General features: G+C 33.2%; 31 protein-coding genes. All 31 read right to left on the reverse strand.

Going from position 1 to position 20918, the window contains the following annotated elements:
- The 31 genes from FYJ33_RS03035 to rpsE all read right to left on the reverse strand — a co-directional run bounded on the left by FYJ33_RS03035 (window position 1) and on the right by rpsE (window position 20915).
- Window positions 1–909, reverse strand: a complete 909-nt coding sequence (locus tag FYJ33_RS03035) for a carbohydrate kinase family protein (protein WP_154530298.1) — start codon at window positions 907–909, stop codon at window positions 1–3.
- A gap of 452 nt (window positions 910–1361) precedes the next feature.
- Complete coding sequence (locus FYJ33_RS16185; RefSeq protein WP_235900755.1) at window positions 1362–2456, reverse strand: GNAT family N-acetyltransferase; 1095 nt, start codon at window positions 2454–2456, stop codon at window positions 1362–1364.
- A gap of 354 nt (window positions 2457–2810) precedes the next feature.
- Window positions 2811–4370 (reverse strand): glycosyltransferase family protein, encoded by a 1560-nt coding sequence (locus tag FYJ33_RS03045; RefSeq protein WP_154530299.1) that lies wholly within the window; start codon window positions 4368–4370, stop codon window positions 2811–2813.
- Window positions 4371–4462: 92 nt separating this feature from the next.
- Window positions 4463–4951: an acyltransferase domain-containing protein gene (locus FYJ33_RS03050; RefSeq protein WP_154530300.1), complete on the reverse strand. Its 489-nt coding sequence runs from the start codon at window positions 4949–4951 to the stop codon at window positions 4463–4465.
- Window positions 4952–5010: 59 nt separating this feature from the next.
- The gene (locus tag FYJ33_RS03055) at window positions 5011–5379 is read right to left on the reverse strand and encodes a VOC family protein (protein ID WP_154530301.1); all 369 of its coding nucleotides are present in this window, start codon (window positions 5377–5379) and stop codon (window positions 5011–5013) included.
- A gap of 27 nt (window positions 5380–5406) precedes the next feature.
- Entirely contained in the window at window positions 5407–5742 is a 336-nt protein-coding gene (locus FYJ33_RS16190) for a hypothetical protein (RefSeq protein WP_154530302.1), read from the reverse strand.
- Between the two features lie 287 nt (window positions 5743–6029).
- On the reverse strand, window positions 6030–6257 hold the full coding sequence (locus FYJ33_RS03065; protein ID WP_154530303.1) for a carboxymuconolactone decarboxylase family protein: 228 nt from the start codon (window positions 6255–6257) through the stop codon (window positions 6030–6032).
- Entirely contained in the window at window positions 6226–6660 is a 435-nt protein-coding gene (locus FYJ33_RS03070; protein WP_154530304.1) for an RNA polymerase sigma factor, read from the reverse strand. The genes FYJ33_RS03065 and FYJ33_RS03070 overlap by 32 nt, the downstream gene beginning before the upstream one ends.
- A 138-nt stretch (window positions 6661–6798) precedes the next feature.
- Window positions 6799–7020, reverse strand: coding sequence for a GNAT family N-acetyltransferase (locus FYJ33_RS16610; protein ID WP_268891438.1), 222 nt, complete (start codon window positions 7018–7020; stop codon window positions 6799–6801).
- On the reverse strand, window positions 7010–7177 hold the full coding sequence (locus tag FYJ33_RS16615; RefSeq protein WP_268891439.1) for a hypothetical protein: 168 nt from the start codon (window positions 7175–7177) through the stop codon (window positions 7010–7012). Before FYJ33_RS16615 ends, FYJ33_RS16610 begins: the two co-directional genes overlap by 11 nt.
- 153 nt (window positions 7178–7330) lie before the next feature.
- Complete coding sequence (locus FYJ33_RS03080) at window positions 7331–8380, reverse strand: nucleotidyltransferase domain-containing protein (RefSeq protein ID WP_154530305.1); 1050 nt, start codon at window positions 8378–8380, stop codon at window positions 7331–7333.
- Window positions 8381–8801: 421 nt separating this feature from the next.
- The gene (rpsI, locus tag FYJ33_RS03085; RefSeq protein ID WP_154530306.1) at window positions 8802–9194 is read right to left on the reverse strand and encodes a 30S ribosomal protein S9; all 393 of its coding nucleotides are present in this window, start codon (window positions 9192–9194) and stop codon (window positions 8802–8804) included.
- Window positions 9195–9221: 27 nt separating this feature from the next.
- A complete protein-coding gene (gene rplM, locus FYJ33_RS03090) occupies window positions 9222–9656 on the reverse strand; it encodes a 50S ribosomal protein L13 (protein WP_154530307.1) in 435 nt (144 codons plus the stop codon).
- A 162-nt stretch (window positions 9657–9818) separates the two neighbouring features.
- Window positions 9819–10553, reverse strand: a complete 735-nt coding sequence (gene truA, locus FYJ33_RS03095) for a tRNA pseudouridine(38-40) synthase TruA (protein WP_154530308.1) — start codon at window positions 10551–10553, stop codon at window positions 9819–9821.
- A gap of 17 nt (window positions 10554–10570) precedes the next feature.
- Window positions 10571–11383, reverse strand: coding sequence for an energy-coupling factor transporter transmembrane component T family protein (locus tag FYJ33_RS03100; RefSeq protein ID WP_154530309.1), 813 nt, complete (start codon window positions 11381–11383; stop codon window positions 10571–10573).
- Entirely contained in the window at window positions 11383–12252 is an 870-nt protein-coding gene (locus tag FYJ33_RS03105) for an energy-coupling factor transporter ATPase (RefSeq protein WP_154530310.1), read from the reverse strand. Before FYJ33_RS03105 ends, FYJ33_RS03100 begins: the two co-directional genes overlap by 1 nt.
- On the reverse strand, window positions 12237–13082 hold the full coding sequence (locus FYJ33_RS03110) for an energy-coupling factor transporter ATPase (RefSeq protein ID WP_154530311.1): 846 nt from the start codon (window positions 13080–13082) through the stop codon (window positions 12237–12239). The genes FYJ33_RS03105 and FYJ33_RS03110 overlap by 16 nt, the downstream gene beginning before the upstream one ends.
- 192 nt (window positions 13083–13274) lie before the next feature.
- Window positions 13275–13616 (reverse strand): 50S ribosomal protein L17, encoded by a 342-nt coding sequence (rplQ, locus tag FYJ33_RS03115; RefSeq protein ID WP_154530312.1) that lies wholly within the window; start codon window positions 13614–13616, stop codon window positions 13275–13277.
- 15 nt (window positions 13617–13631) lie between these two features.
- Window positions 13632–14579, reverse strand: coding sequence for a DNA-directed RNA polymerase subunit alpha (locus tag FYJ33_RS03120; protein ID WP_154530313.1), 948 nt, complete (start codon window positions 14577–14579; stop codon window positions 13632–13634).
- Window positions 14580–14680: 101 nt separating this feature from the next.
- On the reverse strand, window positions 14681–15301 hold the full coding sequence (rpsD, locus tag FYJ33_RS03125; protein WP_154530314.1) for a 30S ribosomal protein S4: 621 nt from the start codon (window positions 15299–15301) through the stop codon (window positions 14681–14683).
- A gap of 24 nt (window positions 15302–15325) precedes the next feature.
- A complete protein-coding gene (gene rpsK / locus FYJ33_RS03130) occupies window positions 15326–15718 on the reverse strand; it encodes a 30S ribosomal protein S11 (protein ID WP_154530315.1) in 393 nt (130 codons plus the stop codon).
- 15 nt (window positions 15719–15733) lie between these two features.
- A complete protein-coding gene (gene rpsM, locus FYJ33_RS03135) occupies window positions 15734–16102 on the reverse strand; it encodes a 30S ribosomal protein S13 (RefSeq protein WP_154530316.1) in 369 nt (122 codons plus the stop codon).
- 202 nt (window positions 16103–16304) lie between these two features.
- Window positions 16305–16418 (reverse strand): 50S ribosomal protein L36, encoded by a 114-nt coding sequence (rpmJ, locus tag FYJ33_RS03140; RefSeq protein WP_154530317.1) that lies wholly within the window; start codon window positions 16416–16418, stop codon window positions 16305–16307.
- A 40-nt stretch (window positions 16419–16458) separates the two neighbouring features.
- Window positions 16459–16677 carry a translation initiation factor IF-1 gene (infA, locus tag FYJ33_RS03145; RefSeq protein ID WP_154530318.1) on the reverse strand — a complete coding sequence of 73 codons (219 nt, stop codon included), beginning with the start codon at window positions 16675–16677 and terminating at the stop codon, window positions 16459–16461.
- A gap of 7 nt (window positions 16678–16684) precedes the next feature.
- Window positions 16685–16996, reverse strand: coding sequence for a KOW domain-containing RNA-binding protein (locus tag FYJ33_RS03150; protein ID WP_154530319.1), 312 nt, complete (start codon window positions 16994–16996; stop codon window positions 16685–16687).
- Window positions 16997–17050: 54 nt separating this feature from the next.
- The gene (gene map / locus FYJ33_RS03155; RefSeq protein ID WP_277643279.1) at window positions 17051–17797 is read right to left on the reverse strand and encodes a type I methionyl aminopeptidase; all 747 of its coding nucleotides are present in this window, start codon (window positions 17795–17797) and stop codon (window positions 17051–17053) included.
- Window positions 17797–18447 (reverse strand): adenylate kinase, encoded by a 651-nt coding sequence (locus tag FYJ33_RS03160; protein WP_154530320.1) that lies wholly within the window; start codon window positions 18445–18447, stop codon window positions 17797–17799. The genes map and FYJ33_RS03160 overlap by 1 nt, the downstream gene beginning before the upstream one ends.
- A 30-nt stretch (window positions 18448–18477) precedes the next feature.
- Window positions 18478–19761, reverse strand: coding sequence for a preprotein translocase subunit SecY (gene secY, locus FYJ33_RS03165; RefSeq protein ID WP_154530321.1), 1284 nt, complete (start codon window positions 19759–19761; stop codon window positions 18478–18480).
- A gap of 2 nt (window positions 19762–19763) precedes the next feature.
- On the reverse strand, window positions 19764–20204 hold the full coding sequence (gene rplO / locus FYJ33_RS03170) for a 50S ribosomal protein L15 (protein ID WP_154530322.1): 441 nt from the start codon (window positions 20202–20204) through the stop codon (window positions 19764–19766).
- A 21-nt stretch (window positions 20205–20225) separates the two neighbouring features.
- Window positions 20226–20405, reverse strand: a complete 180-nt coding sequence (gene rpmD / locus FYJ33_RS03175) for a 50S ribosomal protein L30 (RefSeq protein ID WP_154530323.1) — start codon at window positions 20403–20405, stop codon at window positions 20226–20228.
- A 12-nt stretch (window positions 20406–20417) separates the two neighbouring features.
- Entirely contained in the window at window positions 20418–20915 is a 498-nt protein-coding gene (rpsE, locus tag FYJ33_RS03180; RefSeq protein ID WP_154530324.1) for a 30S ribosomal protein S5, read from the reverse strand.
- Between the last annotated feature and the right edge of the window lie 3 nt (window positions 20916–20918).

Below are 20918 nucleotides of genomic sequence, written 5' to 3' on the forward strand. Positions count from 1 at the left end.
TTATTTTAAGACTCGATAATAATTTTCTACTATTGACTCGTTAGGGAAACCTACTGATGCGCCATTTTCTCCTATCTTGTATGATGCAAAAATCTCTGCTTTCTTTAAAGCATCAAGTGGCTTGTCCCCTTTTAAATAATAATGTACAAATGCTGTACATAATGCATCCCCTGCACCAACAGTGTTCACTACAGGTCTTATGTCAGGTGCCTCTACCATATACAGCCTATTTTCTTCGTTTACATATAATGCTGCTCCTTCTTTTCCTCTTCCTACAATTATTATCTTATTGTTATACTTTTCAGCAACTGCCCTAATAAAACTCTCAAGATCTCCTGGAACTTTCTCATCACTAAAGAAAAGAATATCTGTATATTTCATAAAGTTTTTGTTTTTTTCATTATTTATGCTATCAAGCACTTGAACATCACATACTGTAAGTTTATTTCTTTTTCTACATTCCTTGATCAGTTCATAATTAAAGCTAAAATTTCCAAACACAATTGCATCATACTGATCAATATCTTTAGTATTAAGTACTTCTGGTGATATACTTTTTTCATAAATGTTCTTCATATCACTCTCAATAAGTCTTTTCCCACTTTTATCATATAAAATTACAGAATGTGGAGTGGCCTTAAGACTATCATCTATATAATACGTTCCAATACCTTCTTTATTAAGAAAACTGCGAATTCTTTGACTTTCATCATCATCTGAAAGAAGTGATATTACATCAACATGATCTTCTAATGTTTTAAAGGCCTTACTTACATTAGCGCATACGCCACCAATAACCGAACTAATTCCAAAGCTATTGACTTCAATTGGTTCATATTTTACAGGAAATCCTTTCACTTTTACTGATATATCTATACATAGTGCTGCTGATACTAAAATTTTTGTCATCCTTACCACCCCAAATACTTATTAGTTATAATATTATATACTTTCACATAGGCATATGGATAAATTAGAATTTAATAATAGATTAGAAATCAGAACTAAGAGAGAAGAGAAAAGGAAGAAACTCCTATTGGAGTTTCGAGCCAAGGAATAAGCGAACATATCAGATCAAAGATTTGGAATACCTGCTTGGTCAAGACGTAAGCGAATATGCCAAATCGAAGATTTGGAATACCTGCTTAAATAAGAGAACATGTTCCTCTTAAAAACTCTTTAAAGATTATAACTTTAGAGGTTTGGAGGATATGCCTCCATTGATATTCAGAAATTAGTAAGTATAGCGAGCTAATTTCATCCTGTTCTCTTATCTCTGCTCTCATATCTCTAATCTCTATAAATTCCAGTTTGTCGAGTTCTTCGTGCTCTAATTTTTTATTTATTTTAGTAATATTATTCTAATTCCACTGCCATGGCATTTTTAATTTCATCATATATGGAAACTTTTTATCATATTCATCAGCTTTAGCTGTATAACTATTACATTCTTCATATACAGCTGCTTCATAGAACTTTCCTTTAACATCTTTAAGTCCATCCTTTACAAGTTCAATTCCCATAAATGGATCAAAATTTTCGCCATCACAAGTTGTTATTCCAAAATTATCACATGTCTTAAAGCCATGACGTGGATAATAGTATGGTTCTCCAAAGATAATTATTGCTTTATGTCCTTTTTGTCTTGCAATCTCCATTGTCTCTTCAAGGAGTCTGCTTCCTATACCTAAATTCTGATACATAGGATCTACACATAGCGGTCCAAAAGTTAGCACATCAATCTTTTTGTCGCCATCCATCACATATGACATGGCATAAAAAATTTCTCCTACAATTTTACCGTCAATCTCTGCCACTCTGCTAAGCTCTGGCAGATAATCTTTGCTTTCTCTCAATAAATGAACAAGATAATGTTCATTACAGCCAGGCACATGAAGATTCCAAAATGCTCTTTTAGCCACAAGTTCAGTTTCATAATAATCGCTTTCTCTTTCTTCTCTGATTATCACTTTTTCTTTAAGACTTCCTGTATTATCCGCATATCTGTACTTTTTAAACAATGGTCCTTCTTCCCCCATGCCATCCTCTACAAAGTTATTTTTTCTAAGGACTTTCTTTGATATTTCATTATCTATATCTGTCTGTGCAGTTACACAAAGTACACCCTTCTGCTTCATTGCCCATTCAGTCACGTCATAAACAGCTTCAGTTGCATATCCTTTACGTCTATATTCTTCGTCTATACCATATCCTATTTCAACAATTCCTTTTTCATCTGGCCCACCTTTAAAACATATACCTCCAATTGATGTACCTTCTTTAAGCTCAATCAGCCAGTCTGCTCCCCATTCCTGATGTTCTAAGTCATTCTTCATGCACTTAATCATTTCTAAGTATGCCTTCTTCATCTCTTCATCTTGTTCCGCTTTATACAGTTTGTCCATTTCTTCCATTGTTCTAGGTCTTATTCTAAGTCTTTCAGATTCAATAATCATTATTAATACTTCCTTCCTAAATATAAAATCTTTTTTAGAAAGTAAAACATAATGTGATACTCAAATATTCTATTTTTTATATAAAAAAAGCCACACCAATCGATGTGACTATAAATTTACAATTTTATTCACAAAAAGATCAGAAATATGAATGCACCACAATAAAACCATAAATAATATGGTCTTTTACTTTCCATGATGCTAATATATTAAATTAGCCTAGTACTACCTCGCTTAATTTAACTCTTTTCATATTCCATTTCTCCTTTCATCTATAACATAATATTATAATAACATAAAATATTTGTTTTTCAAATATTTGTTTTTCAAATATTTGTTTTTCAAATATTTTCTTTATAAAGCATTATATTTCTTTTTTATTATTTTAGTTATATACTGATACCCCATAACTCCTGCAATTATAAAGAAAGGTCCATACACAAGCAGATATCTGGCACGTGGCTCAAAAATCATCTCAAAGACAGTTATTCCTATCAACGAAAGATATAATGACTGTTGTTCTTTGCCTTCAATTCTAAACTTAGAATAACTGATTACAAAGCCGATCATCAGCATAAGGTTCAACAACCATACTGATTGCTTTACTGCTGCAAAACCTCCATAATATCTACCGGAAACCCAGAAGATATTTCTAAGAAATGGTGATATCACTGAATCCTTATTAGGAAATTCCTTAACGTAAAACTCTCCTTCTTTACCATAAGCAAACGTTCCATCATTAAAATTAATAAGTGCTTTACGAATTATATGCATCATAAAATCTATGCCATTATAATTAGCGATTCTTTCTTTAATAACTTTCATATTTCCTGCATTTCTTGACTTAACATCAGGGAAGTCAAAAGAACACTTTACATCTTCAGCATAATACACACCATCAGTTACATTGTTTAGTCCCATCATAGCAAAATGCATCATACCCATTTCTTTATTCTTGTCCAATTTAAATCCTAATGATTCTCTATAAAACTGATTTGCTGCAGATGATACTATTACTACTACCGCTATAACTGCTATAACAAATGCTGATTTTTTTAGTTTTTTCTTATCTGCTTCTGATATCAAATGAGCTGATTCTATAATAAGCACTGCAATAAACACTATTAAAGTCTGTGGCTTTATATGATAGCCTATAAATGCAAGTACCGAAACAGCTATCCATTTTATGTAAGCACACTTACCATTCTGTATAAAGTGATATATTCTTAGAATTAATATAGGAATAAGAATCCCCATTGAATCTGAATATGGTATAACAAGCCATGGAGATGTTCCAAGAAGTATAACATATGCTATCCATCCAACCCATGATAAAGTAAGTGACTTTAGCCAGTCTTTTATAGTTAAAAATATCAGTAGTCCTGCAGCACTTGATAAAACACATTGAACAACAGCTAAAGCTATAAGCTGGTTTTCATTATCATTAACACAAAAAAAACTGCATATCTTGATTATTCCCGAAAAGATGCCTGTTATAAATATGTTATTAGGGTACCTTGAAAAATATAGATTATCAAGATTACCAAATTCACCTCTAACTATTCTCTGCGCATTTAAAAATACATTTCTGGCATCCCAGCCAGTAAAAAATGTTATCCTGCTGCATATAAATATTTGTATTATCAATAACAGTATAACAGTAACTGTTATTTTAATCTGCCAGTTTCTAGACAACATCATCTCTATTAAATTGTATTTTTTATATAATACAATTGTTAATGTAGCTAATATTACAAATGTAATAATTATCAATCCAATATTAGACATGATGAATTTCTGCTTATCACAGTAATCCTGAAAAGATAAAAAGATCACATCTAGCAAAATAAAAATAAACATTCCAGTAAATATTGCTTTTACGCTTTTCTCAGTTAAAAGTATTATTTTCTTCATTACAATTTACCCCATATTAATTTTTCCCATGTTTGTAATTATATCATACCACATTCCTCTTTTTAGGCCTCCTTATGAAAATATATTAGTATTTATATAAGGTTATTTCCAGGATGAACAAGCACTGCATCAGATGGTATATGAATTCTTATTACTTTTTTACTTGCTTTTTCATATTCTAGTTCACCAATCCTGAAAAGATTATGTGATATCTGCCTTGCTGTCCACCAGTCCCTGTCAAACTGCATCGTTCCATATCCATCATTATGTTCATTGATGAATCTTGTGAAACACTTCATTGTATCAGCAAATATCTTATCGCTTATTCCCTTATTTTTATACATGTCATAAGACATTTCAGCACAATGCAACATACATGTAAGGATCTTGAGTCCATCAGGATCATCACCTAACATTGCTTTTATTTCTTTTCTCCCATCATCCCATGACGATCTTGAAAATAACTTTGTTAATGATGATTCAGCTTTTGTATAATCAATCTTTTTGTCTAGATCAATTACTTTGTCTGTAACACATTTCTGAAGACAAATAACTCTGCATATTTCATTTATTTTCCCCAATGACAGCAACTCCCCCTATAACCAATATCATTTAATCAACGATGTTAATATCTTCCTTTTTATTTCTGTATAAGATGTACTGCAAAGCCACCTATATCTCCATCAAAATAAACAAAAGTGCACTTTCCATCCTTATCAAATTTCTTAGTTTCCTCTACAGTCTTCATACCTCTATCTTCAAAGTACTTCATAGCCTTTTCACAGTCATTAACTGCAAATCCAATATGGCCATTAGTGCCTCTGCCATTCTTCTTCATAATTTCAATGAGACTATCATTAAAGTATGATACAGGTGTTTCGTTAATCTGAAGACCCATAAGACTTAAAAACTTCTCTGCAAACTGTAGAGCTTCTTTATCATCATTTGCGTTGATACCTACATGTGCAACTTTCATATCAAATAATTCAACTGCATTCTTTTCTGCCATTTTTATTCACCCCTATTGTTAAGATAACTATTTTACTTCTCTTCCGCCCCATTCAACAACTGTAAATCCTCTACGATGAAATTCTTTAATATCAGGTTTTTCAATCTCTACAGGCTTATTTAATTTTTTATAAGCCATAAATACTCTTAATACACTGTCTGGTTTAGGATCTACCTTTAGCTTAGCACTGTTTGTATATGATTTTCCTTGAAATGTTATCAAGTTATATGGGTTGTCCTGCATCTTAGGAAGCCAGTATACAATAAATTCATTATATTCTTTTGGTGTTAATCCCATCTCTGATAGTTTGTCCTGAAGAAATACTGCTGTATCCTTTCCTTTTACAACAAATCCTCTGCTCATATCATATTTTGTGTCATTTTTCCCTTCCCAAAAAAGATGTGAATTAGTTACCTCTTATGGTATCTATTATTGTGCCAATAATAATTACTATTATCCCAACTGCAATAATAATTGCTATTATTATTTTTGTAAGTGTATTTTTTTTCATATTATCTCCCCTTTGCACATCCCACTTAATTCCATATCACCATATATTTCTATAACAAAATAGACCGATACATACTAATATCTGAATTACTATGTATCAGCCTTGTTTATATGTTTTCCGTATCAGTTAATTTCACTAACTACTTTTCTTCTTTTAGATATGGCAGTGCCTCAGCTACCTGAATGCCTATTATCGGCATAGGGAGAAGCATTGCACTCTTTATATCCTCCGTAGACGCTCCAAGCTGCTTAGCTCTTGCTATATGAAAAGGAAGCCCTCCATACATCCTTGCTGTTACAAGCACTGATATATATGCAAGTTCATGAGTCTTTTCATCAAGAGTGCTTTTCTTTGACATCTTCATCATAAAAATATCCCTTTTCAGTAAAATCCAATTTTTCTATTATCCTTTTTGTACTCTTCTGCAAATTTTCGCGTTTCTTAGAAAAAGTGATCCAGACTCTACATGAACACGGATTTTTTTCATTAAGAATACTGCAGTGATCTGCAAAGAAAGAATCTATATTCATTCTAGCCCTATAAAGAAGTCCCTTTGCTGCTCCCTTCGTTATATTTAGTATTCCAGCAGCATTATCTATATCAAAACCATACATATCAACTAGTGAAAATATACTTCTTTGATTTAAAGTAAGCTTTCTTACCATAGCCAGAAAACATCCATTCTGCATATCTCTGATTTCTTCATCTACAATAATCTCCTCTTCAGGCTCAACTGTTATGCTGGCAAGAAGCTTCCCTTCACTCTCCAAAGTTTACCAATCTTCGGTTTCAACTAAGTACTTATTTTTATCTTTTCGTGCTTTATTAATGAATTCATGAAAGCATATAGTCCTTAGCTATTATAGTAGTTCTGATAGATTTCACTTATATCCACGAATTTTCTCCAATCATTTCTTTAGCTTTAAAACAGCTACAATCTCATCATCACACATCTGACCATTTTCAATAAATCCCATAGAGTTATACAGTGATTTAGCTGCAACATTTTCTGGTTCGTAAGAAAGCCAACAGTACCCGGCTTGTCCGCAAGGATTAGTATGTATATAGTCAATCGCAGTTTTTAAAGCTTTTCTACCCAAGCCTTTCCCCTGATATGACTTATCTATCATAAATCCCAAAAGGCAAAGCAACTCTTCCTGAAGTTATAGTTGTATAAGCTTCAAGGATACTTTCTGTATTTGTTGCCACAAAATCCTTCTGATCATCATTTACTGAAAGCTTGATCACCTTCCAGATATTTTTATCATCCACTTTCTTTAATTCCATAATATCTGCCCCTTTAATTCCCCTATTGCTATTTTTATTTTTTTATGATAAGGAGTTTTTGTAACATACATTTACATATTACCTCAATAAATCAAATTGCACTACAATTCTATCCTGAAACAACAAGTAATGTACCACTGTATTCTTTACTAGCTACTTTATGCACCTTCTATCAGCTTGTATTCCTAGTTTCTTGTATTCTGCAAGATATACCTCTTCTAATTCACGAAAGCCATCAGACAACTTAGAGAGATTGTCTAAATCAAGATACTTTCCTATGTTAAATTCAGGCATTCCACACTCTTCTGTCATTTCCTCAATATATTCCTGTATACAGCATGATGCAAGTACTGCTAACTGTATATCATTATTTTCTACAGCTCTTCGTACCTTGTTTTTGTAATTAGAAACAAGCTCTTCATATGAACCTCTAACAGAGTCAGCAGATGGCAGCTTGATTTTAACTATACTATCTTTCATATTCTTAAAAAATATTGATGTAGATTTTAGAACTTCTTGTGCATAGTTCTTAATGTCTACGTCACTATCAGCTTTTATTGCATTCCAGTATAACTCTGAAAAATTATTAGGACATTTCATCTTTTCAATTTCCTGAATACGCTGCTTTATGCCATAAGTATAATAAGTGTTATTTAACAGACAGATAACATCTGTAAGCTCCATTAGCATTTCAGACAATAGTGTCTTCTTATCCTCTGTCTTATCACTTATCATAAGATCTGTAAAATACCTTTTTGCTCTATCTAAGTTTTCTTCTGCAGATTCTATCTTATCTTTAGTAATAGGCTGCTTTATATTTTCTTCAGCTTTCTTCTTTAGATTATTCCATCTATTCTCTACCTCTTCTGATGCATACCATACTGGCTCAACATCAATAATATGTGCTGCCCATGTACTTCCTACTTTACTTGCAATGTACTTCCAATCCATAGTATAAAAATCATATCCTACATCAAGATCATCATATTCATTTATAAAGCACATGTTAAACCACTTATCAGAATCATCTGATTTAATTATCACAAGATCAAGATCTGAATATTTATCAAAATCACCTGACTTGCATGAACCAGTAAGTCCAATAAAATCAACATCGTTCCTGTATTCACTTTCAATTTTCTTAATAAGCATATCAAGAAGTTTCCTATTTCTCTTTTCAACCATAATCTTTTCATCAACCATCTTTTAAACCCTCCTGTATTGTTTTAATTTATCCCATAATTAAAATATACTCCTTTATAACAGAAAAATATATGTAGCAAATTAGTCAACTTATTCTTTACCATAGCAAAAAAGCCCTGTATTGTATAACAGAACTTTTTTGCAAAATTATATCAGTTTCCTTTTTTAATCTTAATCCTTAAAATAATACTATCAAATATGTTGATGAATGGAATAAATTGAAGTACACCATGTAAAACTGCATTACACACAGGTATCAATCCTTCCCTATTTGCTTTTACAACACCAGATATTCCACGTAAAGTTCCAGCAAAACCAATTACACAATTAAAACATATTATAAAAATTAACAGTATTATTTTTACATAAAAAAAATCCCACAGGTAAAACCTGTAGGATTTTGTACATATATTTCGAAGAACTATCTCTTTGAGAACTGTGGAGCTCTTCTTGCTTTCTTAAGACCTGGTTTCTTTCTTTCAGTCATTCTTGGGTCTCTTGTTAAGAATCCAGCTTTCTTTAATTCTGGCTTTAATGTTTCGTCAGCTTTAACAAGTGCTCTAGCCACACCGTGTCTGATAGCTCCTGCCTGACCGCTAACTCCACCACCGTGAACGTTAACTAATACGTCATACTTAGCTTTAGTTTCAGTAAGAACTAAAGGTTGGTTACAGATAACTCTTAAAGTTTCTAAACCAAAGTATTCATTTTCATCTCTCTTATTTATTATAACTTTACCTTCTCCAGGTACAAGTCTTACTCTTGCAACAGATCTCTTTCTTCTTCCAGTTGCCATGTATTGAACTTTTGCCATTTCAATTCCTCCTCCCGAATTCGCTTATTAGTATCTTAATTCAAGTACTTCTGGTTTTTGAGCTTCGTGATTGTGCTCAGCACCTCTGTATACATTTAATTTCTTAAGCATTTGTCTGCCTAGAACACCCTTTGGAAGCATTCTTCTAACAGCTTCTTCAAAAGCAAATTCTGGTTTCTTATCTAAAACTTCTCTGTATGGAGTTTCTTTTAATCCGCCTGGATATAAGCTGTGCTTTCTTAATAATTTTTGGTCTAATTTCTTACCAGTTAAAACAACTTTTTCAGCGTTTATAACTATAACGAAATCTCCACAGTCAACATTAGGTGTAAATGTTGGCTTATTTTTTCCTCTTAATATTGAAGCAACCTGGCTAGCAACTCTTCCTAGTGGCTTACCTGCTGCATCTACAACATACCATTTTCTTTCAACTTCTTGTGGTTTTGCGATGTATGATTTCATCAGTATTCCCTCCCTAAAAATTTTTAATGCTTTAATGCATTTATATCTTCTGTCTCTATTAGCTTTATGTCATGATCCACGTACTGAACCGTATGTACATAATTCAACAACATTAAATATTATAATACACGCTTACGGGTGTGTCAACATTTTTTTGTATTTTTAATAAAAAACTTTTTCCAGGCATAATCCACATGCAGGTGCACAGTGACCAGCCCTTCTTCTATCCTTTGAATCAATTATTTCCTTAACTTGCTGCGGTTCTATCTTACCTGAGCCAACCATAACAAGTGTACCTGCTATTATTCTAACCATATTATATAAAAATCCATCAGCAGAAATATAAAATTTTATATGTTCCCCATATGTTTCGATTCTAAGTTCACTTACAGTTCTCACTGATGTCTTTACAGATGCTCCCTGTGTCTTAAATGCTGCAAAGTCATGCTTTCCTATAAAGTATTTACAAGCTTCTTTCATTTTATCTACATCAAGTTTATATTTAACATGATAGACTAAATTTCTTTCTATAGCTGAAGGCATATACCTATTAAGTATTGTATATGAATAAGTCTTTCCTTTAGAATCATATCTTGCATGAAAATCTTCATCTACCTCTTCAGCCTCAAGCACAACTATGTCGTTAGGTAGCATATAATTTAATGCACCTCTGAACTTAAATACAGGCACTCTGTCTCCTACATGGAAGTTTGCTATATATTCTTTAGCATGTACTCCAGAATCGGTTCTGGAGCATCCTATAACTTCTACCTTTTCACCTGTCACTTTAAAAACAGCCTCTTCTATTTTTTCCTGGATAGTAACATCGTGTGGCTGCTTCTGCCAACCATGATATTCTGTACCATCATATTCTAATTTAATTCGTATATTTCTCAAAGTATCACCCAAATAATTTATTTTAATGCAAATCTAACGTAAAATCCTACTGCTATAAGTGCAAGAATAAGCAGGAACGCTACATAATCTATCGCTGCATATGAAAGTTGCTTCATTCTTGTTCTGCCTTTGCCGCCTCTATAGCATCTTGCTTCCATAGCCATAGCAAGTTCATCAGCTCTTCTAAAAGAACTAATAAATAATGGAACAAGTAATGGAATAAGATTTTTTGCCTTCTGAATAATGTTTCCTGATTCAAAATCAGCACCTCTTGCCTGTTGTGCCTTCATGATCTTATCTGTCTCGTCCATCAATGTAGGTATAAATCTTAGTGCTATTGTCATCATCATAGCAAGTTCATGTGCAGGAACTCCAATCTTCTTCAATGGCTTTAAAAGACTTTCAATACCATCTGTAAGTTCTATTGGTGATGTTGTAAGTGTTAATAGAGATGTCCCTAAAATAAGAAGTACCAGTCTTAAACTCATGAACACTGCTGTATTAACACCTTCCTTATAAATCTTTATAAAGCCTTTATGAAATAGGAGCGAACTTTCTGTACCTGTAGTCATAAATACATTAAGTGCTGCTGTAAACAATATTAATATAAATACTGGTTTAAGGCCATTATAAAGCATTTTAAATTTAATCCTGGAACTTATTATAGCCGTTCCTAAATACGCAAATACAGCAATATAGCCCACATATTTATTAATTAAGAATAAAGCTACAATAAATAAAATGGAACTTAATATCTTTGTTCTCGGATCAAGCCTATGAACAAATGAATCTCCAGGTATATACTGTCCTATAGTAATTTCCTTAAGCATTATACCTCACCCCTCTGTCCTGATTTTAATGCTTTTAAGATAACTCTCTTAGCTTCTTCAACAGTTATCATATCACCTTCAAGCTTAAATCCTTTTTCCTTAAGTGCTCTTTCAAGATATGTAACCTGTGGAACTGCAAGTCCTATGCTTTCAAGCATATCTATATTTTTAAAGATATCTCTTGGTACTCCATCAAGTACAGCTTTTCCTTTGTTCAAGACTATTACTCTATCAGCTATCTTGGCAACATCTTCCATGCTATGGCTTACAATGATTGTAGTCATGTTATATTCCTTGTGCAGCTGTTTTACCTGAGCAAGTATTTCATCCCTACCTTTAGGGTCTAAGCCTGCTGTAGGCTCATCAAGAATAAGAACCTTAGGCTCCATAGCAACAACACCTGCAATAGCTACTCTTCTTTTCTGACCACCACTTAATTCAAATGGAGATTTATCTTTATATTCTTCATAATCAAGTCCAACCATACTCATAGCTTTTTTAACTCTTTTATTTATTTCCTCTTCACTTAAGCCTAAATTTCTAGGACCGAACTGTATATCCTTTTCAATAGTTTCTTCAAATAACTGATATTCTGGATATTGAAATACAAGACCTATCTTTTTTCTTATTTCAGTTAGTTTTACATTCTTCTCAGTAATATCTACTCCATCAACTACTATTCTTCCTGAAGTAGGCTTAAGTAATCCGTTAAGATGCTGGATAAGTGTAGATTTACCTGATCCTGTGTGACCTATAAGTGTGACAAATTCACCATCTTTTATCTCAAGATTTATATTATCAAGTGCTTTTTTCTCAAAAGGACCACCTGCCATATAAATGTGCACTAAGTTTTCTATCTTAATTGACATAACGCATTCACCATCTCATCTATATTTAATATTTCTATACTTATATCTATTCCTGACTTCTTCAGTTCATAAGCAAGCTCAGTTACCTGTGGTACATCAAGTCCTAAGTTCTTCATAAGTTCAACATTAGAAAATACTTTTCTAGGTGTACCTTCAAGTTTTATCTCCCCATTATCCATAACAACAATTCTATCAGCCTGAGCTGCTTCATCCATATAGTGAGTAATAAGTACTATTGTAATACCATTTTCCTTATTAATCTGTTTGATTGCATTAAGTACTTCTTTTCTTCCAGAAGGATCAAGCATAGCTGTAGGCTCATCAAAAATAATGCATTTGGGTTTCATTGCTAATATACCTGCAATAGCTACTCTCTGCTTCTGTCCTCCTGATAATAGATGTGGCGCATGTTTTCTATATTCATACATACCAACCTTCTTTAAACTTTCATCTACTCTTTTTCTGATCTCAGCAGGCTCAACACCAATGTTTTCTGGCCCAAAAGCCACATCTTCTTCAACTATTGTAGCTACAAGCTGATTATCAGGATTTTGAAATACCATACCTGCAGTTTTTCTTATCTCCCATAGATTACTTTCATCTTCAGTATCCATTCCATCTACATAAACCTTTCCACCAGATGGAAGCAGCAATACATTCATATGTTTTGCTATTGTAGATTTTCCTGATCCGTTATGACCCAATACAACAAGAAATTCTCCTTTTTTTACTGACAAATTAACCCCATTTAAAGCTACTTTTTCTTTCTGTTCATTATCTATATATTTATGAACAAGATCTTTACATTGAATTATAGTAGAGTTATCCATGATATTCCCCTCCAATTGTTCAAAACTACTTACATATTAAATTATCCATTATTCTTAGTTAATTTAATATATAAGCAGTATATTTTGAAATCCTTATGATAAATTATGTGTTCAAGTTAATTCTTTGTCAATATTTTTTGGATATTAAAATAGGGATTAAGATAACACTTAATCCCTTATCTGCGAATCCTACTATACTAATTCAAGGATTACCATTTCAGAAGCGTCGCCTCTTCTTGGTCCCATTTTAATCATTCTAGTGTATCCACCGTTTCTTTCAGCATACTTTGGAGCTATGTTATCAAATAATTCCTTAACAACATCCTCTTCAGTTACGAATGCTAAAGCCTGTCTTCTAGCGTGAAGATCTCCTCTTTTTCCAAGAGTTATCATCTTTTCTGCTAAACATCTAGTTTCTTTAGCTCTAGTTACTGTTGTTTCTATCTTACCATGCTTTAATAAACTTGTTGTAAGGTTTCTAAGCATAGCTCTTCTTTGGTCAGTTGGACGACCTAACTTACGAGTTCCTGCCATGACACTGCCTCCTTTTTACTCTTCGTTTAATCTTAAACCTAAGCCTAATTCTTTTAACTTTCTTTCTACTTCTTCAAGAGATTTCTTTCCAAGATTTCTGACTTTCATCATATCATCCATAGATCTCTGAGCTAATTCCTGAACAGTATTAATACCAGCTCTCTTTAAGCAGTTATATGATCTAACTGAAAGATCTAACTCTTCAATAGTCATTTCAAGAGCTTTTTCTTTCTTGTCTTCTTCTTTCTCAACCATTATTTCAACATCATTAGTGTTATCAGTTAATGTTAAGAATAACTTAAAGTGTTCTATAAGTATTTTTGCAGATAAGCTTATTGCTTCTTCTATCTTAACTGTTCCATTAGTCCAAACTTCAAGAGTTAACTTATCGTAATCAGTATTCTGACCTACTCTAGTGTTTTCTACTGTGAAGTTTACTCTCTTAACTGGAGTGTATATTGAATCTACAGCTATAGCTGAGATTGGAAGATCATCAGTTTTATTTCTGTTCTGAGTAACATAACCTCTTCCTCTGTTAACAGTGATTTCCATATATAATCTACCATCATCGTCTAATGTAGCAATATGGACATCTTTATTAACAACTTCTACATCTCCATCTGTCTTTATATCAGCACCTGTAACAACTCCAGGTCCTTTTGCATCTATATAAATTGTCTTAGGGCCTTCTCCTGTCATCTTAAGCGCTAATGTCTTAATATTAAGTATTAATTCAGTTACATCTTCCTTAACACCCTGAACAGTTGAAAATTCATGTACAACTCCATCAATCTTAATTGATGATGCTGCAACTCCTGGTAAAGAAGATAATAATATTCTTCTTAAAGCATTTCCAAGAGTTATTCCATATCCTCTTTCAAGAGGCTCAACAACAAATTTGCCATATGTGCCATCCTCATTAGATTCAACACATTCAATTATTGGCTTTTCTATTTCTAACATCCACGAACCCTCCTTGTATTAAAATGGCAACTTATCTTTGAGGGCAACTGATTCTATATTTGCAAAAGAGAAAAAATATTCCCTTTGCAAACATCAATCTATTACTTGCTGTATAACTCAACGATTAGAGTTTCATTTACTGGTACGTCTATGTCTTCTCTTGCAGGTACTGCAACAACAGTTCCTTCAAAATTATCAGCATTAGCTGTTATCCATTTTGGTAATGGCTTTGGATTTTCTGCAAAAGTCTTGAACTTTTCAGTAGCCTTGCTATTATCGCAAACTGTAATAACATCATTTACGCTTAACTTATATGATGGGATATCAACTTTGTGTCCGTTAACTAGGAAATGTCCATGAGTAACTAACTGTCTAGCTTCATTTCTTGATGCACCGTATCCTAATTTGTAAACAACATTGTCTAATCTCATTTCAAGAAGAACTAATAAGTTTTCACCTGTTATTCCTCTCATTCTTTCAGCCTTTTCATAGTATTTTCTGAACTGACCTTCAAGAACTCCGTATATTCTCTTAGCTTTTTGCTTTTCTCTTAATTGTAACCCGTAGTTAGACATTTTCTTTCTGCTAGCTCCGTGTTGTCCTGGTGCATAGCTTCTTCTAGCGAATGCACATTTATCTGTATAACATCTATCCCCTTTAAGGAATAATTTCATACCTTCTCTTCTACATAATCTACATGTAGCTTCAGTATATCTTGCCATTAATTTACACCTCCTGCTATTGTACTAAACTCTTCTTCTCTTAGGTGGTCTACAACCATTGTGTGGAATTGGGGTAACATCTTTAATTAAAGTTACTTCAAGTCCTGCTGCCTGTAATGATCTTATAGCAGCTTCTCTACCAGCACCTGGTCCTTTTACGTAAACTTCAACACTCTTTAAACCGTGTTCCATTGCATCTTTAGCTGCTGCTTCAGCTGCCATCTGTGCTGCAAATGGAGTGCTCTTTCTTGATCCCTTGTATCCTAGAGATCCAGCACTTGACCATGATAAAGCATTTCCTGAAACATCTGTTAATGTTACGATAGAGTTATTAAATGTTGATTTAATATGTGCTGCACCATGCTCTATGTTCTTTCTTTCTCTTCTTCTTCTAGTCTTTTTAACGTTCTGAGCCATTACCTTACCTCCTTACTACTTTTTCTTGTTTGCCATAGTCTTCTTAGGACCTTTTCTTGTTCTAGCGTTAGTCTTAGTCTTCTGACCTCTAACTGGAAGTCCTTTTCTATGTCTTATTCCTCTATAGCATCCTATTTCAACTAATCTCTTTATATTTAAAGCAACTTCTCTTCTTAAGTCACCTTCAACGTTTATGTTATGATTAACGTATTCTCTGATTGAATTAACTTCCTCTTCTGTTAAGTCTTTAACTCTTGTATCTGGATTAACACCAGTTGTAGCTAATATTTTCTTAGAAGTAGGTAGTCCTATTCCATATATATATGTTAGACCTATTTCAACTCTTTTTTCTCTTGGTAGGTCGATACCTGCTATTCTTGCCATTAAAACTTACACCTCCTGGTATTTGAAACTTTTGAAACTAATGTTATTATTATTAAAAATATTAGAAAATTTTGAAGTTTCCTTCAGAATCAGCCGCTTCTAATACTTTAATTGGTTTATTTAATGCCTATATAATTTTATTTGACTTTTGACAAAAAGTCAAATAAAATTCTTCAGCAACTATTATAATTTATTTAATCTATTAGCCTTGTTTTTGTTTGTGCTTAGGATTTTCACAGATTACCATTACTCTTCCTTTTCTTCTTATAACTTTGCATTTTTCGCACATAGGCTTAACTGATGGTCTTACTTTCATCGGTAACCCTCCTCATTAATGATAAGCCTAAATTAGGCTCTTATTTTGCTCTCCATGTTATTCTTCCTCTTGTAAGATCGTAAGGAGAAAGTTCAACTGTTACTTTATCTCCTGGAAGAATTCTAATGAAGTTCATTCTTAATTTTCCTGAAATATGAGCTAATATTGTATGCCCACTTTCTAGTTCTACTTGAAACATTGCATTTGGCAGTGCTTCTAATACAACTCCTTGCATTTCTATTACATCACTTTTTGACATAAGGTAATCAACCCTCCTTGACATTACCATTGAGTTTCAAAAACCTCTTAATTATTAAATCTAAATTTTTATCTTTTTCATGAATGCTTTTCTGAATTTCTTCATCAAGCACATCAGTAAGAGATAAATGCTTAAACTTTTTTAATTTAGGTTTTTTTGTGGTTTTTGTACTTCCATTGACTAATAATACAGAATCCTTCGAATATTCTCCTATTATTATATACAAGTCACCTTTATCGTGTCCTGCTTCTGAAAGTACCATTCTGCCAATAAGTTCTTTCTTAACCAAAGCATTCACCTCGATGATTACCTTAGCCATAAATCAACATTATCTATCCTAATGTGAATTATAACTAAGCAAAAGGTTCTATTATTATACTAATGTAAGTATTTCGGGCCCATTAGTTAATATAGCCACTGTATTTTCATAGTGTGCTGATAATTTCTTATCAGCAGTAACAACAGTCCATTCATCATCAAGAGTTATGACTTTATGTGTTCCAACGTTAACCATTGGCTCAATTGCCAAAGTCATTCCTTCTTGAAGTATTGGGCCTCTGCCAGCCCTTCCATAGTTAGGGATATCCGGATCCTCATGAACATCTCTACCAATGCCATGACCGACGTAGTCTCTGACTACTGAAAAACCATTGCCCTCAACATACGTTTGAATTGCATTTGATATATCAGAAAGTCTATTGCCTGGCTTTGCAAATTCAATTCCTTTGAAGAAACTTTCCTTTGTAACAGCGACAAGCCTTTTTGCTTCGTCTGATACATTTCCTACCATAAATGTTCTTGCAGCATCACTTTGATAACCATTTAAACATACTCCACAATCAATACTTATTAAGTCTCCATCCTGTAATACGTATTTACTTGGAAATCCGTGAATTACCTGTTCATTAACAGATATACAAGCTGCAGCAGGAAATCCATATAATCCTTTGAAAGATGGCTTTCCACCATGCTTTACAATATAGTCTTCTGCAATTTTATTCAATTCTGCTGTAGTTATACCGGGTTTCACACTGTCTTCTACTCTAAGTAATGTTTCAGCTAAAAGTCTTCCAGCTTTTCTCATTAAGTCAATTTCCAAATTATTCTTAATAATAATCACTAGATTACACCTTCAAGAAGCTTACATATACTTTCAAAAACTTGATTAATTTCCTGTGTTCCATCAACTACTGATAACATATCTTTATCTTTATAAAAGTTAATTAATGGCTGAGTTTGTGACTCATACACATCTAATCTCTCTTTTACTGTTTCTTCAGTATCATCTTTTCTTTGGATTAAATCAGCTCCACAAAGATCACATTTTCCAGCAATCTTTGTAGTATTGAATTTTATGTGGTAACTAGCTCCACATGAAGGACATACTCTTCTTCCTGTCATTCTCTCTAATATAAATTCTTTCTGAACGTCTATTAAAAGAGCAGTGTCTAATTTTTCTCCTCTTGCAGATAAAAATTCTTGAAGAGCTTCTGCCTGTTCAACTGTTCTTGGAAATCCATCTAGTAGATATCCGTTCTTACAGTCATCTTGAACCAATCTGTCCTTGACCATGTTTATAGTCACTTCATCTGGTACTAGCTTTCCAGCGTCCATATAGCTCTTAGCTTCTATACCAAGAGGAGTATTTTCAGAAATATTCTTTCTGAATATATCTCCAGTTGATATGTGAGGTATAGAATACTTAGTGCTAATTGACTTTGCTTGTGTTCCCTTACCTGCACCAGGAGGTCCCAATAATACTATTTTCATATTGGTTTCATCTCCTATCTTATTTGTTATTTAATTAAGGAATCCATCATAATGACGCATAATAAGTTGAGACTTTAATTGTCTTGAAATTTCTAGTGAAACACTGACTAATATCAGCATTGAAGTTCCACTTAATCCAATATTCTTAAAAGCAGTATGCTGTTCAAGTATTATTGGAAGTATTGCAATTAATGCCGCGAATATACCGCCAAACAGTGATATCTTTCCTAAAACTTTTTCTAAATAAATTTCAGTTTGTTTTCCAGGTCTAACTCCAGGAATAAATCCAGCAGATTTATTCATATTTTCAGCCATTTCATCTGGCTTGAAAGTAATTTCTGTGTAGAACCATGTAAAGAATATAGTTAAGAAAGCATATAATACAAGGTACCACCATTTACTTTCGTTAAATGGACTGTACTTTCCTGTAAGTATTGCTTGCGCCCAACTCTTATCTGCAAAAAATTGAGCTATAACCTTTGGAAATTCCATTACTGACATCGCAAATATAATTGCTATAACTGCAGTACCTATTAAACTGAATGGAATATGAGTTGACTGACCTTTATAAGTTTTAGCGCCAACTGCTTTACCAGCATATTGAACTGGTATTCTTCTTTCAGCTAAAGAAAGGTAAACTACTAAAAATAGTACTAATATTACTCCAACAATAAGTAAAGCCGCTTGAACAACGTCAATACTTTCTGTTTTCTTTAATGAAGCAACCTGATTAAACATAGCTGGTATTTTAGAAACAATGTTAACAAGAATTAATAATGATACACCATTACCAAGTCCTCTAACTGTTATTCTATCACCAAGCCACATACTGAACATTGCTCCAACTGTCAAAGTACCAAGTATCACAATTATGTTTATAACTGACAAATCTGTCAAAGCATTTGCGTTGTGTAATGTAACATATACTGCCCATGCAAGAACTACACTTAAAGGAATTGATAAGTATCTAGTGATATTTTGTATCTTCTTTCTACCATCGTCTCCTTCTTTTTGTAATTGTTCAAGCTTAGGGATTGCAACTGTTAAAAGTTGCATAATAATTGATGCATTAATATATGGACCTACTCCAATAGCAAATATACTAAACCTGCTAAGAGAACCACCCGCAATTAAATCATAAAATTTTATTAAACTACCAGATCCTTCAGTTACTTGCTTCAATATCTTTGAAGTATCAATTCCAGGAACAGGAATGTGACTTCCTATCCTAAAAATTGCTACCAAAAATACTGTCCACAATATCTTTTTTCTTAAATCTGGTGTCTTCCAAGCATTACGTAGAGTCGATAGCATGATTAGATCACCTCAACTTTTCCTCCAGCCGCTTCTATTTTTTCAACCGCTGATTTAGATAACTTGCAGCCCTTAACTGTTAAACTCTTTTCTAAGTTTCCGTTTCCTAGAATCTTTACTCCATCTAGTAATTTACTTACTACTCTTCTTTCAAGTAAAAGTTCTGGTGTAACTTCTGTACCATTTTCAAATATATTTAATCTATCAACATTGATGCTGATTATTTCCTTAGTGAATGGATTCTTGAATCCTCTCTTAGGAAGTCTTCTGTATAAAGGCATCTGACCTCCTTCAAATCCAGGTCTTACTCCACCGCCAGATCTAGCGTTCTGTCCGTTTTCTCCTCTACCAGCGTTTCTTCCCCAGTTTGAACCAGTTCCTCTTCCAACTCTCTTAGGAGCCTTCTTGCTGCCAGCAGCAGGTCTTAATTCATGAAGTTTCATTACAAATACACCTCCTCGTTATTATAGTTCTTCAACGTTTAATAAATAATCTATCTTATTTATCATACCTCTTACCTGAGGAGTATCGTTGTGTTCTACTGTTTTACCTATTTTCTTAAGTCCAAGGGCATTTGCAGTAGCGATATGATCTTTTTTTCTTCCAATTAAACTCTTTTTAAGAGTAACTTTTAACTTAGCCATTGCATATACCTCCTAACCTAATATTTCTTCTACAGATTTGCCTCTTAATTTTGCTATATCTTCAGCTGTTCTTAAGCTAGCTAATCCGTTGATTGTTGCGTTAACCATATTTCTTGGATTGTTTGATCCTAAAGACTTAGCTCTAACATCTTTAACTCCGGCAAGTTCAAGTACAACTCTGGCAGGACCTCCAGCGATAACTCCTGTACCTTCGCTAGCTGGCATTAATAATACATTGCCTCTACCGAATACTCCATTGATTTTGTGTGGAATTGTTGTTCCAACTAAAGAAACTTCTACAAGGTTCTTCTTTGCATCTTCAATTCCTTTTCTGATTGCTTCTGGTATTTCTATAGACTTACCTATTCCTACTCCAACGTGTCCGTTCTCATCACCAACAACTACTAGAGCACTGAATCTGAAATTTCTACCACCTTTAACAACCTTAGTTACTCTGTTTATATAAACTACCTTTTCTTTAAGGTCTAGTGTGCTAGGATCGATTCTCATGTA

This window comes from Inconstantimicrobium porci (assembly GCF_009696465.1).
Classification (GTDB): domain Bacteria; phylum Bacillota; class Clostridia; order Clostridiales; family Clostridiaceae; genus Inconstantimicrobium; species Inconstantimicrobium porci.

Bases quoted from the DNA above. Each gene is read 5' to 3' on its own strand.
- rpmJ (WP_154530317.1), bottom strand. From the start codon at position 16,418: ATGAAAGTAAGACCATCAGTTAAGCCTATGTGCGAAAAATGCAAAGTT.
- FYJ33_RS03160 (WP_154530320.1), bottom strand. From the start codon at position 18,447: ATGAAAATAGTATTATTGGGACCTCCTGGTGCAGGTAAGGGAACACAA.
- FYJ33_RS03120 (WP_154530313.1), bottom strand. From the start codon at position 14,579: ATGTTAGAAATAGAAAAGCCAATAATTGAATGTGTTGAATCTAATGAG.
- FYJ33_RS03110 (WP_154530311.1), bottom strand. From the start codon at position 13,082: ATGGATAACTCTACTATAATTCAATGTAAAGATCTTGTTCATAAATAT.
- rplM (WP_154530307.1), bottom strand. From the start codon at position 9,656: ATGAAATCATACATCGCAAAACCACAAGAAGTTGAAAGAAAATGGTAT.
- rplQ (WP_154530312.1), bottom strand. From the start codon at position 13,616: ATGGCAGGAACTCGTAAGTTAGGTCGTCCAACTGACCAAAGAAGAGCT.
- FYJ33_RS16185 (WP_235900755.1), bottom strand. From the start codon at position 2,456: ATGATTATTGAATCTGAAAGACTTAGAATAAGACCTAGAACAATGGAA.
- FYJ33_RS16615 (WP_268891439.1), bottom strand. From the start codon at position 7,177: ATGGAATTAAAGAAAGTGGATGATAAAAATATCTGGAAGGTGATCAAG.
- FYJ33_RS03100 (WP_154530309.1), bottom strand. From the start codon at position 11,383: ATGCTTAAGGAAATTACTATAGGACAGTATATACCTGGAGATTCATTT.
- secY (WP_154530321.1), bottom strand. From the start codon at position 19,761: ATGCTATCGACTCTACGTAATGCTTGGAAGACACCAGATTTAAGAAAA.
- infA (WP_154530318.1), bottom strand. From the start codon at position 16,677: ATGTCAAAAAGTGATGTAATAGAAATGCAAGGAGTTGTATTAGAAGCA.
- FYJ33_RS03105 (WP_154530310.1), bottom strand. From the start codon at position 12,252: ATGTCAATTAAGATAGAAAACTTAGTGCACATTTATATGGCAGGTGGT.
- FYJ33_RS03035 (WP_154530298.1), bottom strand. From the start codon at position 909: ATGACAAAAATTTTAGTATCAGCAGCACTATGTATAGATATATCAGTA.
- rpsD (WP_154530314.1), bottom strand. From the start codon at position 15,301: ATGGCAAGATATACTGAAGCTACATGTAGATTATGTAGAAGAGAAGGT.
- FYJ33_RS03065 (WP_154530303.1), bottom strand. From the start codon at position 6,257: ATGATGAAGATGTCAAAGAAAAGCACTCTTGATGAAAAGACTCATGAA.
- FYJ33_RS16610 (WP_268891438.1), bottom strand. From the start codon at position 7,020: ATGATAGATAAGTCATATCAGGGGAAAGGCTTGGGTAGAAAAGCTTTA.
- rpsI (WP_154530306.1), bottom strand. From the start codon at position 9,194: ATGGCAAAAGTTCAATACATGGCAACTGGAAGAAGAAAGAGATCTGTT.
- rpmD (WP_154530323.1), bottom strand. From the start codon at position 20,405: ATGGCTAAGTTAAAAGTTACTCTTAAAAAGAGTTTAATTGGAAGAAAA.
- FYJ33_RS03055 (WP_154530301.1), bottom strand. From the start codon at position 5,379: ATGGCAGAAAAGAATGCAGTTGAATTATTTGATATGAAAGTTGCACAT.
- FYJ33_RS03045 (WP_154530299.1), bottom strand. From the start codon at position 4,370: ATGAAGAAAATAATACTTTTAACTGAGAAAAGCGTAAAAGCAATATTT.
- rplO (WP_154530322.1), bottom strand. From the start codon at position 20,204: ATGAAACTTCATGAATTAAGACCTGCTGCTGGCAGCAAGAAGGCTCCT.
- rpsK (WP_154530315.1), bottom strand. From the start codon at position 15,718: ATGGCTCAGAACGTTAAAAAGACTAGAAGAAGAAGAGAAAGAAAGAAC.
- rpsM (WP_154530316.1), bottom strand. From the start codon at position 16,102: ATGGCAAGAATAGCAGGTATCGACCTACCAAGAGAAAAAAGAGTTGAA.
- FYJ33_RS03080 (WP_154530305.1), bottom strand. From the start codon at position 8,380: ATGGTTGATGAAAAGATTATGGTTGAAAAGAGAAATAGGAAACTTCTT.
- FYJ33_RS03150 (WP_154530319.1), bottom strand. From the start codon at position 16,996: ATGGCTAAGGTAATCATCGAGGTGAATGCTTTGGTTAAGAAAGAACTT.
- FYJ33_RS16190 (WP_154530302.1), bottom strand. From the start codon at position 5,742: ATGAGCAGAGGATTTGTTGTAAAAGGAAAGGATACAGCAGTATTTCTT.
- rpsE (WP_154530324.1), bottom strand. From the start codon at position 20,915: ATGAGAATCGATCCTAGCACACTAGACCTTAAAGAAAAGGTAGTTTAT.